The organism is Azonexus sp. (genome assembly GCF_036170495.1).
Taxonomy (GTDB): domain Bacteria; phylum Pseudomonadota; class Gammaproteobacteria; order Burkholderiales; family Rhodocyclaceae; genus Azonexus.
Genome location: NZ_JAVHPH010000017.1, coordinates 1 through 12,868, shown reverse-complemented (window position 1 = coordinate 12,868; position 12,868 = coordinate 1). Strand labels below are relative to the sequence as shown.

At 62.2% G+C, this 12,868-nt stretch carries 17 protein-coding genes; 1 reads left to right on the top strand and 16 read right to left on the bottom strand.

Features of this window, described 5'->3' with window-relative positions; all coding sequences use genetic code 11:
- Positions 1-135: 135 nt before the first annotated feature.
- The gene (locus ADADOO_RS00685) at positions 136-564 is read left to right on the top strand and encodes an acyl-CoA thioesterase (protein WP_511274241.1); all 429 of its coding nucleotides are present in this window, start codon (positions 136-138) and stop codon (positions 562-564) included.
- A gap of 34 nt (positions 565-598) precedes the next feature.
- Here ADADOO_RS00685 and ADADOO_RS00680 read toward each other — a convergent pair whose 3' ends face one another.
- The 16 genes from ADADOO_RS00680 to ADADOO_RS00605 form a co-directional block, all read right to left on the bottom strand.
- A complete protein-coding gene (locus ADADOO_RS00680) occupies positions 599-790 on the bottom strand; it encodes a zf-HC2 domain-containing protein (protein WP_511274240.1) in 192 nt (63 codons plus the stop codon).
- Positions 784-1,383 (bottom strand): sigma-70 family RNA polymerase sigma factor, encoded by a 600-nt coding sequence (locus tag ADADOO_RS00675; protein WP_511274239.1) that lies wholly within the window; start codon positions 1,381-1,383, stop codon positions 784-786. Before ADADOO_RS00675 ends, ADADOO_RS00680 begins: the two co-directional genes overlap by 7 nt.
- Positions 1,380-1,607, bottom strand: coding sequence for a nitrate/nitrite transporter NrtS (gene nrtS / locus ADADOO_RS00670; RefSeq protein ID WP_511274238.1), 228 nt, complete (start codon positions 1,605-1,607; stop codon positions 1,380-1,382). The genes ADADOO_RS00675 and nrtS overlap by 4 nt, the downstream gene beginning before the upstream one ends.
- 14 nt (positions 1,608-1,621) lie before the next feature.
- Positions 1,622-2,518 carry an HD-GYP domain-containing protein gene (locus tag ADADOO_RS00665; protein WP_511274237.1) on the bottom strand — a complete coding sequence of 299 codons (897 nt, stop codon included), beginning with the start codon at positions 2,516-2,518 and terminating at the stop codon, positions 1,622-1,624.
- Positions 2,505-3,647 carry a slr1591 family oxidoreductase gene (locus ADADOO_RS00660; protein ID WP_511274236.1) on the bottom strand — a complete coding sequence of 381 codons (1,143 nt, stop codon included), beginning with the start codon at positions 3,645-3,647 and terminating at the stop codon, positions 2,505-2,507. Before ADADOO_RS00660 ends, ADADOO_RS00665 begins: the two co-directional genes overlap by 14 nt.
- Positions 3,644-4,303: a TIGR04282 family arsenosugar biosynthesis glycosyltransferase gene (locus ADADOO_RS00655; RefSeq protein ID WP_511274235.1), complete on the bottom strand. Its 660-nt coding sequence runs from the start codon at positions 4,301-4,303 to the stop codon at positions 3,644-3,646. Before ADADOO_RS00655 ends, ADADOO_RS00660 begins: the two co-directional genes overlap by 4 nt.
- Positions 4,293-4,991, bottom strand: a complete 699-nt coding sequence (locus tag ADADOO_RS00650) for a TIGR04283 family arsenosugar biosynthesis glycosyltransferase (protein ID WP_511274234.1) — start codon at positions 4,989-4,991, stop codon at positions 4,293-4,295. Before ADADOO_RS00650 ends, ADADOO_RS00655 begins: the two co-directional genes overlap by 11 nt.
- A 47-nt stretch (positions 4,992-5,038) precedes the next feature.
- Entirely contained in the window at positions 5,039-5,782 is a 744-nt protein-coding gene (locus ADADOO_RS00645; RefSeq protein ID WP_511274233.1) for a DUF3047 domain-containing protein, read from the bottom strand.
- Positions 5,779-6,573 (bottom strand): YiiX/YebB-like N1pC/P60 family cysteine hydrolase, encoded by a 795-nt coding sequence (locus ADADOO_RS00640; protein ID WP_511274232.1) that lies wholly within the window; start codon positions 6,571-6,573, stop codon positions 5,779-5,781. The genes ADADOO_RS00645 and ADADOO_RS00640 overlap by 4 nt, the downstream gene beginning before the upstream one ends.
- Entirely contained in the window at positions 6,570-8,720 is a 2,151-nt protein-coding gene (locus tag ADADOO_RS00635; RefSeq protein WP_511274231.1) for a dihydrolipoyl dehydrogenase family protein, read from the bottom strand. The genes ADADOO_RS00640 and ADADOO_RS00635 overlap by 4 nt, the downstream gene beginning before the upstream one ends.
- Positions 8,721-9,007: 287 nt before the next feature.
- Positions 9,008-9,535 (bottom strand): DoxX family protein, encoded by a 528-nt coding sequence (locus ADADOO_RS00630; RefSeq protein ID WP_511274230.1) that lies wholly within the window; start codon positions 9,533-9,535, stop codon positions 9,008-9,010.
- The gene (locus ADADOO_RS00625) at positions 9,532-10,302 is read right to left on the bottom strand and encodes an HvfC/BufC N-terminal domain-containing protein (protein WP_511274229.1); all 771 of its coding nucleotides are present in this window, start codon (positions 10,300-10,302) and stop codon (positions 9,532-9,534) included. The genes ADADOO_RS00630 and ADADOO_RS00625 overlap by 4 nt, the downstream gene beginning before the upstream one ends.
- Positions 10,299-11,201, bottom strand: coding sequence for an MNIO family bufferin maturase (gene bufB, locus ADADOO_RS00620; protein WP_511274228.1), 903 nt, complete (start codon positions 11,199-11,201; stop codon positions 10,299-10,301). The genes ADADOO_RS00625 and bufB overlap by 4 nt, the downstream gene beginning before the upstream one ends.
- A gap of 28 nt (positions 11,202-11,229) precedes the next feature.
- Complete coding sequence (locus tag ADADOO_RS00615; protein WP_511274227.1) at positions 11,230-11,529, bottom strand: BufA1 family periplasmic bufferin-type metallophore; 300 nt, start codon at positions 11,527-11,529, stop codon at positions 11,230-11,232.
- 145 nt (positions 11,530-11,674) lie between these two features.
- Positions 11,675-12,601: a metallophosphoesterase family protein gene (locus ADADOO_RS00610; protein WP_511274226.1), complete on the bottom strand. Its 927-nt coding sequence runs from the start codon at positions 12,599-12,601 to the stop codon at positions 11,675-11,677.
- The coding region (locus ADADOO_RS00605) for a peptide-methionine (S)-S-oxide reductase (RefSeq protein ID WP_511274225.1) at positions 12,598-12,868 on the bottom strand (271 nt) is incomplete at its 5' end. The genes ADADOO_RS00610 and ADADOO_RS00605, both read right to left, overlap by 4 nt.

Sequence of the window (12,868 nt, the reverse complement as noted above, 5' to 3'; positions counted from 1 at the left end):
GGCGGGCGGTTGATGGCGCTGGCTGGCCAGTCGCCGGGGCCATCAGTTTAGCCGCAATGCGACGCGTGGACCGCTGGCCGTGCCCTGATCCTGTCCGTAGAATCCGGATTCACCCATTTACCAGGCGTCACCACCATGCCCCGCATCAAGATTGAACTTCCTGAGCGCTTCAGCTTTTCGACCGATATTCCTATTTATATCGGCCACATCAACTACGGTCACCACCTTGATAACGCCCAGCTCATCTCGCTGGTCTCCGAAGCACGCGTGCGTTTTTTCAAATCGCTGGGCTACACCGAACTCGATGTCGAGGGCGTTGGCATCGTCGTCGCCGATGTCGCCGCGCAATACCGGTCGGAAGCCTTCCACGGCGAAACGCTGGTCGTCGAGATGGGCGCCAACGACTTCAACAAATACGGCTGCGACCTGGTCTGGCGCCTCAGCGACAAAGCCAGCGGCCGCGAAGTGGCGCGCGGCAAGCACGGCATCATGTTCTTCGACTACACCGCCCGCCAGGCCGTCTCGGTGCCGTCGGGCTTCCTGGCCAAGGTCGGCGCTGAGTGATTCCTCTCCGCTGCGTCGACGGTTTTCCGCCGACTTACTCGTCTCCGTTGCTCCGGGCCTTTACGTAGCGCAGGCAAGCCTCTCGCAAGAATTTCATCTGGCCCTTGAAATTCGAGCATCCTTTGCACATGGCCAAGTGCATTTCCAGGTGCATCTTTTCGGAGAGGGTGAGTTTTCTGTCCTGTGCTTCGGATAGCAAATGGGTGACTTCCTTACAGCTCAGCATGGCTGCTCTCCAGCAGAAAACCAGTTCGATTCCAGGCAGCGTCGCAAGCCGTTGCGCGCCCGGTGCAGGATGACATTGCAGTTGCTGGTCGTGAGACTCAACGCCTGGCAAACCTCGGCGGTCTCGAACTCAAGGAATTCCCGCATCATGAAGACGCGGGCGGTGTTTTCCGGCAGGTGCTTGAGGCAGGCATCAAAGACCTCCCAGAAACCTTGTTCGCGCAGGGATTCTTCAGGATCGCCCCAGTTGTTCGGCCGCGCCCCCGGCGTCCAGTGGGCATTGCTCTTGAACAGCGATTCGAAAGCCTGATCCATACTTTCTTCTTCGGCCGATAGCGCGGAAACGTTGGTGGTACGGGCTTGCAGGCGGATCAGATCGACGATCTTGTTTTTCAGGATGGCAAAAATCCAGGTTTTCAGCGCCGACCGCCCGGCAAATTCCCGGGTGTTGCCCAGGGCAGCGACCAGTGCTTCCTGAACCACATCTTCAGCCTGCGCTTCATCCCGCAGTTGCAGATGGGCGAACTTGATCATGTCGCGACGAATCTCTTCCAGATAACCATCGTTGGTCAGCAGGTTTACGCCAGCATTCATGCCTTTTCCTCATTGCGGCTCATTTCGTTGCGCGCGGCGCTGTAACTGGAGACGCAGTACGGCACCAGATAATTCAGGCCGACCTGAAACCAGGAGAGCGGCAAGCCATCAAACAGTCGGCCGCCCTGATTGATCAGGTTCAATATCGTGCCGACCACCATGGCCACCTTGATCGCTGCCTGAACGATCGAGCGCTTGAAAGCCGTGTCCAAGATTCTGCTCATAAATGCCCTGTGGTTCACGTCAGGAGGGCGTGAGCGGATTCACGAACCAGGCGGCTGATCAATTCGGTATCAGCCTCCGGTTCCACGTCCTGCGGTTTGCCCATCTTGCCGGTGGGTTTGGTAACCAGTTGCCCGGCTTCCAGCGCGGTCACGTATTCGCCGCTACAACTGCGGCAATAGATATGATCGCCTGCCTGTTGCCCCTTGCGCAGGACCAGGGTCGGACCGCACATCATGCACTCGTGTAGCGGGATGCCGTCATCGCTGTGACCGACGATGTGGTGCAGTGCGCCTGCCTTGCCCAGCGCGACGAAGCGTTCGCCAAAAGTCTGGTCGAACTGGCCGCCGAGATTTTCCTCGATGATTGCCAGGGCTTTCTCGATAGGCATGCCGCGACGATAGGGCCGGGTGCTGGTCATTGCGTCGAAGGCATCGCAGATGCCGACGATGCGCGCATCGAGCGGAATGTCCGGGCTGGCGAGACCGCGCGGGTAACCCTTGCCGTTCGGCATTTCGTGGTGCGCCCGGATGGCCGTTTCGGCGAGCCGGGCCAACGGGTGCCCGGCCAGCATTCGCCAGCCGACATCCGGATGTGTTTTGATGACCTCGTACTCGTCGTCGGTGAGGCGGTCTTTCTTGTTCAGGATCTGATCCGGAACGCCGACCTTGCCGAGGTCGTGCAGGAAACCGCCCAGGCTGATGCGTGCCACATCGCTGTCCGGCAGATCGAGTTCGCTGGCCAGCACGCGTGAAAACCGGGAGACCCGCCACAAATGGCCGCCGGTGTAAGGGTCGCGCGCCTCGACCATCCAGGCCATGACGAGCAGGCTGCGCAACAGGTCTTCCTGGTAATTACCCTGGCTTTCTTCTTGGCCAGCGAAAAGCTGACCAATTTCTTTAAGCAGGCTCATGTTTCTCTCCCAATCCGGTCTCCGGGTTGAGATCGTACTGCCGCATGAAACGGCGGTCGATACTATCCTTCCATTTCCAGGCCCAGCCGCCCGCGGCCGAGAGGCCGCCCCACGACATGATGGCCTCCTTGGGGCCGGTGGCCAGCAAGTAAAGGCTGCGCTTTTGCGGTTGGTAAGCCAGCGGCGTCAGGCCATTCAATACGCGATTCAGGTTGCTGGCCAGGACAGGACCGGCACGCACGGCATAAACGCCCGACTTGGCATGCGGAGCGTCGATGCGCGATGCGACATCGCCGGCCGCGAAGACCTCCGGATGCGAGACGCTTTGCTGCCCATCGTGCACCGCAATGAAGCCATCCGGCGCCAGCGCCAGCCGGGAATCGGCCAGCCAGGCCGCCGGCTTGACGCCGGTGGCAGCGATGACGCAATCGACTGGAATGGCTGTGCCGTCGCTCAACTGAAGGCCGGATGAAGATCCCGCCGCATACCCTCGAACGACTTTAATCTGACGACGCGCCAGGGTGTCGGCGACCCGCCTGACGATACTCGGGCCGTGCCCCGGCAACAGCCCCGATCCAGCGATCAATATCACCTGTACGTTGTTCGCACCCAGTTCGAGGTTCAGTCGATAACGGGCGGCCAGGGCCAGCTCGACCCCTGCCGCACCGCCGCCAACGACGGCGAGGCTGGCCTTTCCTACTTGCTTGAAGAGGTTGATCTGCTGCGTCCAGTCGACCACAAAACTCTCGATCGGACGGATCGTCAGCAGCTTGGCACCGGTGGCCGCCAGGCAGGAGGCATCGACCTGAGCGCCGGTATCCAGCGACAGGGCGTCATAGGCGATGTCGCCTGAGTGCAGGGTATGAATTACCCGCCGCCTGGCGTTCAGGCCGCTCACGCTATCCTGGATGAAACGGACCTTGGCCGCCTTGATGAGCGGCTCGAGGGCGGCGGCGCATTGATCCAGGCGGTAATGACCGGCCATCCACCCGGGCAGCATGCCGGAATAGATCTGCCGCGTGTAGGGCGAAATCAGCGTGACATCGACGCCCGGCCACGGACCCGCCGCCAAGGCTTTCAGAACATGGAGATGAGCATGGCCGCTGCCGGCCAGAACCAGGTGTTTCATGCGATTACCGCTGGCTGATGGGCAAGCGTGCGGACCTCCGGAAAGCGTTCCGCCAGGCGCGCGAAGTCTTCCTTGCGGTCGACGTCCCACAGCGGCGAAAACTCCTGCCAGCGCCAGTTCAGGGCACTCAGGCGAGACCGGGTTTGGGCCATTACCCGCTCGGTGCTCCAGTCCACCGCCTGAAAAACCTGCCGGCTGGCGCAGCGCATGCCGATCAGGACATAGCCGCCGTCCTCGGCCGGAATGACCGTTGCCTCGTGCTGCTGCAAACCGGCGGCGGCCTGGCGCAACAGGCCAGGGGTGAGCACCGGGCAATCGGTGCCGATGACCAACGTTCCGGCCGCAGTCGACGACTCGGCGATGGCGGCATGCATGCGCTCGCCGAGGTCGCCATCCGGCTGGCGGCGCAACGCCACCGGGCCAAATGCCCGGCAAACGGCAAATGCCGGATGGTCGATGTCCGGGGCGCACCACAAGGTGACCGGGCCAAGATCGGCGACCACGGCAGCTGCCACTGTCCGCTGCAACAGCCAGTCTTGCAGGGCGGCCGCGCCGTCGGCACCCAGATGCGGAATCAGGCGTGTTTTGGCCAGGCCGGCAAGCGGCGCTTTGGCCAGGATCGCCACCTCGATGCGTGGCGGGTTTTCAGGTTTCATCGGCAACATAGCCATACTCCCGTGCCAGGTCGTGCGGGTTGGCGCCCAGGAAAAAGCGCAGGCGCAACCCCCACATGGTGAGAATAGTGCGCAGCAGGCCATGCTTTTCCCAGCGCCGGCCTGAGGTCGTGACCTTTTCCGGGCGGCAGGCGGGGCGGGCTTCTTCCCGCATCCAGCTGGAAAAAACAATGTCTTCCATCAGGGGGATGTCCGGGAATCCGCCGTGGCGTTCGAACGCTTCGCGCCTCACGAATATCGCCTGGTCACCCGTCGCGATGCCGGTCAGGCGCGAGCGCCAGTTCATCATGAAGGCGACCATGGCAAGGCCGCGCAACGCACCGTCGATGCGCACGTCGAAGCGCCCCCAGCAGGCGCCGTTGCCGACGGCTTCCCCGATCAAATCCGGCGCGGACGGCGGCAGAAGCGTGTCGGCATGCAGAAACAGCAGCACGTCACCGGTCGCCATGGCGGCTCCGGCATTCATCTGCCGGCCTCGGCCGCGCCGGGATGTCGTCACGCCATCGGCCAGGGGGCCGGCACGTTCGACCGTCGCATCGCTACTGCCGCCATCGACCACGATGACTTCCACGCCTTGCCGGCGCAAGCCTTGCAGGTGCTCAAGCGCCGTAACGATGCCGGCGGCTTCGTTGAGTACGGGGATGACGATGGAGAGCGAGGGTGCATTCATGGTGGTGTCTATTAGTCGTGTACCGGCCTGGATTCTTGCCGTCGGGGTCAGTTCCTGGCGATCGGGCAGGCCTCTTCCGTTTCGACAAATCGGAAATCTGCAAAGCCGGCATGCGCTTCCCCGCCGGTGTTGTCGGTGTCCGAAGCGATGGCCAAGCCAGTCAATTCGCCACCGATTCCGCCGAATGCCCGGTGAAAATCGGCCAGCACATTTCGCCTTTCCTGCACCCAGGCGCCGGCCTGCCCCGCCCCGGAGCGCAGCACCAGCATACGTGCCCGGTCGGTATAGGCGTTGTCCTGCACGGTGCCGATCGGGTGGCGGTTGTCCCAGATGTAATTCAGTGCCGCATCCGGCACCTGGCCGCCGTAGATCGCCCGCGCCAGGCGGAGCTTGGTGCGGGTGGCGAAACCCAGTTGCTCCGGCGGCACCGTAAAGGTCAGATAGACCCGGGCGGCGTAATCGTCGCCGGATTTGCGGGTCATGTCGGCGGCCGCGACCGGCGCGTCGATCCGCCATTGCCAGCACAAAATGGGCGTTTTTTTCAGGTCGACCGTGAGATTCCGTCCCAGCAAGGCCATGCTTTTCTTTGCCTTGGCCTCAATGGCAACCACGCCGTCCCAGAGACGGACGCCGTATGCGGTCGGCGCCACGCGCGGGTCAAGGTGCTCGATTTTCCACGGGGCCGGAATGGCGGTGTCGGCCTCGGTGAATCGTCCAACCCAGAGCGGATCAGCCCCGGCTGCAAGGGAAACGGTCAGGCCGAACAGATAGACCGGGAAGCGAAAATTCATTGAGTGACTCCAATCGGGGCAGACGCCGGCAAACGGTCGGCCCAGTTTAGACGACGGTAGTCGAAACCGTTTTCCAGCGTCGGCTTGACCACCTGAAAATACGGCGACACATCGAAATCCCGCGGGACGAACAGGCTGTGATGGCGAATCCGCAGTATTTCCTCGATGCAACCCGGGCAATCCTTACGATCGGTGGCGCGCAATTCGATACTCGGCAGAATGGGATAGCGCACCGACTGGAAGCATTGCGCGATCAGCGTCGAGCAGATGGCTCGCGTCGGGTCGCCGCTGCCCAGCGACAACATGCGGCGTCGCCAGCGTTGCGGTACGGGTGGCGTCGGGAACAGATAACGGGCGAGATCGAAGACGTTCTTTAGGTCGTACTGCTGGCCAACCCGTGCCAGTCCATACGCGATGATGTGCTGCCGATCATCGTCGGAAAGACCGACGGGTCGGCAGATGCGGCTGTGCAGGCCGGCGAACTCGGAAATTGCGACCAGGCGAACGCCAGCGATGATGTCGGCTTCGAGAAAGCGCAGGGCAGAGTCCCCCGAGTTGTCAAGCCCGGCCGCGTCGCCTACGTAAAGCGCGGCGTGTGACCAGGTCGATTGGGTCAGGTACTTGATCGCCACGCTAACCCGCGTCTCGCCTTCGACCAGAAGCACATCGCCGTGCCGGAGCGTCTTCTCCAGCAGTTCCAGGTGCGTCGGTAGCGAGGCACCATGGCGATGGTGGGGTTGGCTTAGCCAGTGCCCCAAGCCGCTACCGACACGAAGTGCCAGCGAATTCATTTTTGACCCCGCCGCCAGGCATGGAAACGTTCGACCCAAACCAGCAGCCGCTGTGGCGCATGCGCTTTCTTCCAGTTGCCGGCGACGTACTTGTTGGCTTCGGCCAGCGTCGGGTAGATGTGAATGGTGCCGAGGATCTTGTTCAGCCCGATGCCTTGCTTGATAGCCAGGACGTATTCGGCGATCAGATCGCCGGCATGTTCGCCGACGATGGTGACGCCGAGGATTTTGTCCTTGCCCGGCACAGTCAGCACTTTGATAAACCCGTGCGCCTCACTGTCGGCAATCGCCCGGTCGAGGTCGTCGATGTCGTAGGTGGTAACTTCGTAGGCGATGCCTTTTTCTTTCGCTTCCAGCTCGTTCAGCCCGACCCGGGCGACTTCCGGCTCGACGAAGGTGGCCCACGGGATCACCGAGTAATCGGCCTTGAACTTTTTGAAAGGGTCGAACAGCGCATTGACGGCGGCATACCAGGCCTGATGGGCGGCGGTATGGGTGAATTGGAAGGGCCCGGCGACATCGCCGGCAGCGTAGATGTTCGGGTAACTGGTTTGCAGGAATTCGTTGGTGTCGACCGTGCGCCCGGTCGGAATGCCCAGTTCTTCCAGACCGAAGCCTTTGAGATTGGCGGTGCGGCCGACGGCCACGAGTACGGCATCGAAGGCAATTCGGACATCCCGTCCTTCATGTTCGGCGATCAGGATTTTCTCGCCGTTGTCGATGACGAACTGTTTGGCGCGGTGATTGACCAGAACGTCGATGCCTTCCGCCTGGAAGCGCCGGGCGACCAATTCGGAGACTTCCGGGTCTTCGCGCATCAGGAGGCGTGGGGCCATTTCAACTTGCGTGACCTTGGCGCCGAGCCGGGCGAAGGCCTGGGTCATTTCCGAGCCGATCGGGCCGCCGCCGAGCACGACCAGCCGCTTGGGCAATTCGCGCAGGTTCCAGACGTTGTCCGAGGTCAGATAGCCGACTTCCTCGATACCTGGAATCGGCGGCACGAAAGGTCGGGCGCCGGTGGCGATAACGATGCTGCGCGTGGTCAGGCGCTGGGTGCTGCCATCCTCACGGGTAATATCAACTTCCCACGGTGAAACGATCTTGGCGCTGCCCTGCACGACATCAACACCCAACTTGGTGTAACGCTCGGCCGAATCATGCGGCTCTACGGTCTTGATCACCGACTGCACGCGCTTCATGACATCGGAGAATTCGAACTTGGCGCTGGCTGAGGCGATGCCGAATTCCTGCGAACGGGTGACATGCGACAGGAATTTGGCCGAGCGGATCAGCGCCTTCGAGGGCACGCAGCCGGTGTTCAGGCAATCGCCGCCCAGTTTGTGCTTTTCGACCAGGGTGACCTTGGCCTTGACGGCAGCAGCGATGTAGGAAGTGACCAAACCGGCGCTACCGCCGCCGATGACCACCAGATTACGGTCGAAGCGGGCGGGCTTCTTCCAGTTGGCAAAGACCTTGTTCATGCGAACGATCTCCACGATTTTGCGGGCAATCAGGGGAAAGATGCCGAGCAGGACAAACGAGCCGAGCAGGCCCGGCGAGAGGATGCCGGACAGGGACTCCAACTTTGCCAATTGGGTGCCGGCATTCACGTAAACCACCGTGCCGGCCAACATGCCGAGCTGGCTGGCGAAGTAGTAAGCGCGGGTTTTCATGCCGGTCAGGCCGAACAGCAGGTTGACCAGGAAGAAAGGGAACACCGGGACCAGGCGCAGGGTAAAAAGGTAGAAGGCCCCTTCGCGCTTAACGCCCGCGTCGATCGCTGCCAGGCGTTGACCAAAACGCTGGCTCACCCAGTCGCGCAGCAAAAAGCGGGACATCAGGAAGGCGAGGGTGGCGCCGATGCTTGAGGCGAAGGAAACGATCACCGTGCCCCAGAGCAACCCGAACACGGCACCACCGGCCAGGGTGAGGAGCGCGGCGCCCGGAAAGGAGAGGGCGGTCGCGATGACGTACAGGACGAAATACGCGGCAACGCTGAGGAGCGGATTGTTTGCCTGGAAAGCCTGGATGGCAGCCTGTTGCTCCTTGAGCGTCTGAAGATTGAGGTATTGCCCGAGGTCGAAGACGAAGAAACCGGCGATTGCCAATCCGACGATCAATGCCAATGCCAGCTTGCGAAATTGCATGAAGTGCTCCCTTGGGTTTTGCAACCAGGGATGAAAAGTACCCGGCTTGATTATTAGTCGGATGGCCGGCTGATTTCTTACACGCAGCGCGATGAGCGCGATCCCCATCCTACCGCGCTGAAGTTTCCGCCAGCCTGTCTGACAACGTATCGGCAAAAATGGCGGCGATTTTTCCGGTATCAGCGGATTCTTCCGAATGCTACGGTCAACTCGATTTTTCCGCCAAAAATGAAATGAGGCGTCGGGTCTGGCGCCTCGCCGGTTGCGTCAAGCCGGGGAGGAGCCGGTCAGGCTGCCTTTGTGCAGCACCTGGCCAGCCAGTGATCGATCGATATTTTCCCCGGCCCCCGGGCGATCAGCACGAGCAGGACCGTGGCCCAGACGCCGTGAGTTGGGTAGGCATCCGGATAGACGAAGATCTGGATGGTCAAGGTCATGACCAGCAAGGCGAGTGACGAGAAGCGCGTGGCCAGGCCAAGCAGGATCAGGATCGGGAAAAAATGTTCGCCGAACGCGGCCATTGGCGCAGCCAATTCCGGCGGCAGCAGTGGCAAGCGGTATTCGCTGCGGAACAGTTCGAGGGCGGAGTCCGACAGATGCGGCCAGCCGAATTGGAATTCGCCAGAAACGAGATCGACGGCGAAGCCTTCAATTTTGGTCTGGCCCGATTTCCAGAAGATGGCGGCAATCGAGAAGCGGCCAACCAGCGCGATCAACGAATCGGGAATACGGGAAAACAAGGTAACGATACCGCCGATCAAGCGGGCGACAGCTGACGACGGTGCTGTGCAGGTGCTGGCAACGGGGGAGTTCATGAGAGTCTCCTTGAAGAATGCAAAGCGGTGATGGCTGATTTTTGTAGCAGCAGACCGAGAATGCTGACCAGATCAAATTCGGCGTCGATCAGCGCAGCGTCCGCCGCAGCGGTGCCGAGGCTGTATCCCGCCTGCAGCGCGTTGATGAAGGTGCCTGCGACGGTCGGGATCTGCATGACTTCGACATCGAGGCCGTGGCGCAGAATCAGGGCGGTTTCCGGCATGTCCGGTGTGACAGTGGAGAGTTCAAGCACGCCCTGGTGAGCCGCCCATAGGGACACCACGGCCGAGGCCGAGGTCAGCACGGCGAGCGACGGATGCAAGGTCATGCCCAGTGTCGGCAAGGCAGTCTCGTCGGACAGGGCAATGGCGACCGCATCGGCGCCGACTCCCGGCAGGTCGGCGGCGTGATAGGCGACGACCCGGAGATATTCGAGCCGCGCCACGTCGGCCAGATAGGGCAGGGCGGCGGCGGGCGGGAAGGTCTCGATGAAGTCCGGGAACGAGGCGCCGTAGAAGGCCATCAAGCGCGACTGCGGCGGATTGGCGTAGGCATAGAGGCGCGCCATGGCCCGGAAGAAGTCTTCGCCGACCAGTTGCTGCGTCACCTCGAAGGTGTCGGCCAGGGCGTCGATCAGCGAGACGATGACGTTGTTGCGGTAAACCCGGAAGCGTTGCGCCGGGTCGGATCCGTTCCAGGCGGTCAAGCCGGCCGGGGTGGGCAAATCCGGATCGAGCAGGGCGCTGGCGAAGTCGAACTGGCTCATGCTGCCGCCTCGCTCAGGCAGGTTTGCAGCAGCTCTTCCGCCTGTTGTGCTTCGGCGAGCAAGACCGGGAAGGGCGGAATGTTGTTATCGCGCTCGATCAGCGTCGGCAGTGGGCCGCTGCGTTCCAGCGTGTAGCGGTAAAGATCCCAGACCGCCCGGGCAATCGGTGCGCCGTGGCTGTCGATGAGCAGCGGGGCGCCGGCCGCATCGACATCTTCGGCGAAGCCGGCGAGATGGATTTGTGCCGTCGCCGCCAGGGGAAAGGCGTCAATGTAGTTCTGCGCATCGCGGCCATGGTTGGTGCAGGAGACGTAAACGTTATTGACGTCGAGCAGCAGGCCGCAGCCGGTACGCTTGACGACTTCGCCGATGAAATCGGTTTCGGCCAGCGTCGAGGCGGCGAATTCGACATAGGTGGCCGGGTTTTCGAGCAGCATGCGCCGGCCCAGACGTTCGTGAACGCGGTCGATGTGATCGCAGACGCGGTGCAGCGTGGCGGCGTGGTAAGGCGCCGGCAGCAGGTCGTTGAGAAAGGTGTCGCCGTGGCTCGACCAAGCCAGGTGTTCGGAAAAGGATTGCGGCTCGTAGCGCGTGATCAGCGCGGCCAGGCGATCCAGATGCTCTTCGTCGAGCCGACCTTCTCCGCCGATGGATAGGCCGACGCCATGGATCGACAGCGGGTAGTGGCTGCGAATCTGGGTCAGGTAGTGATGGAATGGGCCGCCATCGACCATGTAGTTCTCGGCATGAATCTCGAAAAAACCGAGGTCGGGCAGGGTTTCAAGAATGGTGCGGAAGTGCTCGGGCTTGAGGCCGAGGCCGCCGCGCGCCGGCAAGGTGCTGGCGCGGGCGACAGGAACGCCGGCATTTGTCGACATGAAACAAGGGGTAGTCGTCATGGCAGGCGCTCCGCTTCAGTTCAGGAAATCAGGCCTTCTTTTCCTTGAATTCGGCGAGTTGACCGTGGCCGGTCGGCGAGGTCTTGGAGACGGTCTTTTCGCAGGTGCCCTTGGGGACCAGCGACCAGGAATTGCCCTGGTGATCGATCTTCGAGGTGCCGGCGCAGGTGGTGCCGGCGCCTGCCTTGCAATCGTTCTTGCCCTTGAGGGCGACGCCGAAGCATTTGTCTTTGTCGGCCATGTCGGCGGCGGCAACCGGGGCAGCGGCAATGGTCATGGCGGCGCCAAAGGCGAGGGCGAGGGAGGCGGCGGTCAGAGTCTTGTTCATGGTGGTATCTCCTGATGAGGTTGGGACGTTGGTGTGTCCGGACAGTCGATCAATTATTTCGACTGCTAACCATTAGTCGGAGAACGCCGCGATTTCTTACGCCTGATTTGAAATTTATTTGGCGTCGGCGAATTGCTTTTCGCGTTCAGGCGTCGAGCGCAAAGTTCGGCCCCTGCATGATGCGCTGGTAGTAGGACAGCCAGGCCGGCGAGCCGGCCGGCCAGTTGGCCAGGAAAGCGGCCTGCCAGGCAGCGTGGTCGTAGCGGATCGGCAGCGCATGGACGTGCACGCCTTGGATGATCTCGCCATAAAAGGCTTCCCCGATCGGCGGACGGATGCTGATCCGGGTTAGCAAACCGCAGCGTTTTTCCTTGAAATTGGGCATTCCGGCGGCGCCGTTGTTGATGACGATGCCGGTCGTTTCGCCGAGCGGGAAACGGCGCAAGGCGGGCAGGCAGGTGTGGGTGCAGGCGAAGATGTCGACCTCGGCGCGCCGGAAGGCATCGACAATCCACGGGCGGTTTTCTGGATCGGCCAGGGCGCTTGCGTCGAAGCGCCAACCGGCCAACGAATCAGCATCGCCGTGCACGATGCCAATACGGCTTGCGCCAACCTGGAAGCGGGCGATCATCGGCAGCGCCGCCAGGCGTTCGAGAATGGCGGGATGGCAGGCGGCCGTTGCCTTGAGCCGGGCGTGAATGCGGTTCGAGCGCTCGACCACGGCACTGTCGACGTGTGCGGGATAGGCGCAACCGCAACCCGCCGCCGCGCCGTCGACGCCGAGTTCGGCTTCGACGTTGCCGACGATGGCATGGTGGGCGAGCACGCGGCGGTTGATGTCGGCAAAGCCGGCCGCATCGACGTTAAACCAGTTGAAATCGCCGTTGAAAATGACGGTGACCGGCCCGGCTTCCTGCGCTGCCATCGCTTCAATGGCATCGAGCGCCGGCCGGTTGCCGTAGAGGCCGCCGACGACGTAGAGCGTCTCCGCTTCGATGGCAGGCAAGCGGGCGATGGCTTCGGCGCCGTAGCGGTAACGTAGCGGGCAGGTCCGTCCGGCGACCTCGCTCATTTGCGCTCGCCCCACACCTGCTGGACCCGCGCATCGCGGCCGCAGCTGTTGCGGTAGTAGGCATAGCGGATCGGGTTCTTCTTGTAATAATCCTGGTGGTATTCCTCGGCCGGCCAGAAGGTCGACGCGGCCTGCACTTCGGTGTAGATCACCGGGAAGCGGGCGCTTTTGAGCAAGGCGTCCCGGCTGCCTTCGGCGATTTTGTGCTCGGTCTCGTTCTGCCAGTAAATGCCGCTGCGGTACTGGCTGCCGACATCGCAGAACTGG

Excerpts from the sequence above, each read along its gene's own strand:
- ADADOO_RS00635 (WP_511274231.1), bottom strand. The coding sequence starts at position 8,720 with ATGCAATTTCGCAAGCTGGCATTGGCATTGATCGTCGGATTGGCAATC.
- ADADOO_RS00610 (WP_511274226.1), bottom strand. The coding sequence starts at position 12,601 with ATGAGCGAGGTCGCCGGACGGACCTGCCCGCTACGTTACCGCTACGGC.
- ADADOO_RS00625 (WP_511274229.1), bottom strand. The coding sequence starts at position 10,302 with ATGAGCCAGTTCGACTTCGCCAGCGCCCTGCTCGATCCGGATTTGCCC.
- ADADOO_RS00630 (WP_511274230.1), bottom strand. The coding sequence starts at position 9,535 with ATGAACTCCCCCGTTGCCAGCACCTGCACAGCACCGTCGTCAGCTGTC.
- bufB (WP_511274228.1), bottom strand. The coding sequence starts at position 11,201 with ATGACGACTACCCCTTGTTTCATGTCGACAAATGCCGGCGTTCCTGTC.
- ADADOO_RS00680 (WP_511274240.1), bottom strand. The coding sequence starts at position 790 with ATGCTGAGCTGTAAGGAAGTCACCCATTTGCTATCCGAAGCACAGGAC.
- ADADOO_RS00645 (WP_511274233.1), bottom strand. The coding sequence starts at position 5,782 with ATGAATTTTCGCTTCCCGGTCTATCTGTTCGGCCTGACCGTTTCCCTT.
- ADADOO_RS00660 (WP_511274236.1), bottom strand. The coding sequence starts at position 3,647 with ATGAAACACCTGGTTCTGGCCGGCAGCGGCCATGCTCATCTCCATGTT.
- ADADOO_RS00685 (WP_511274241.1), top strand. The coding sequence starts at position 136 with ATGCCCCGCATCAAGATTGAACTTCCTGAGCGCTTCAGCTTTTCGACC.
- nrtS (WP_511274238.1), bottom strand. The coding sequence starts at position 1,607 with ATGAGCAGAATCTTGGACACGGCTTTCAAGCGCTCGATCGTTCAGGCA.
- ADADOO_RS00665 (WP_511274237.1), bottom strand. The coding sequence starts at position 2,518 with ATGAGCCTGCTTAAAGAAATTGGTCAGCTTTTCGCTGGCCAAGAAGAA.
- ADADOO_RS00650 (WP_511274234.1), bottom strand. The coding sequence starts at position 4,991 with ATGAATGCACCCTCGCTCTCCATCGTCATCCCCGTACTCAACGAAGCC.
- ADADOO_RS00655 (WP_511274235.1), bottom strand. The coding sequence starts at position 4,303 with ATGAAACCTGAAAACCCGCCACGCATCGAGGTGGCGATCCTGGCCAAA.
- ADADOO_RS00675 (WP_511274239.1), bottom strand. The coding sequence starts at position 1,383 with ATGAATGCTGGCGTAAACCTGCTGACCAACGATGGTTATCTGGAAGAG.
- ADADOO_RS00640 (WP_511274232.1), bottom strand. The coding sequence starts at position 6,573 with ATGAATTCGCTGGCACTTCGTGTCGGTAGCGGCTTGGGGCACTGGCTA.
- ADADOO_RS00615 (WP_511274227.1), bottom strand. The coding sequence starts at position 11,529 with ATGAACAAGACTCTGACCGCCGCCTCCCTCGCCCTCGCCTTTGGCGCC.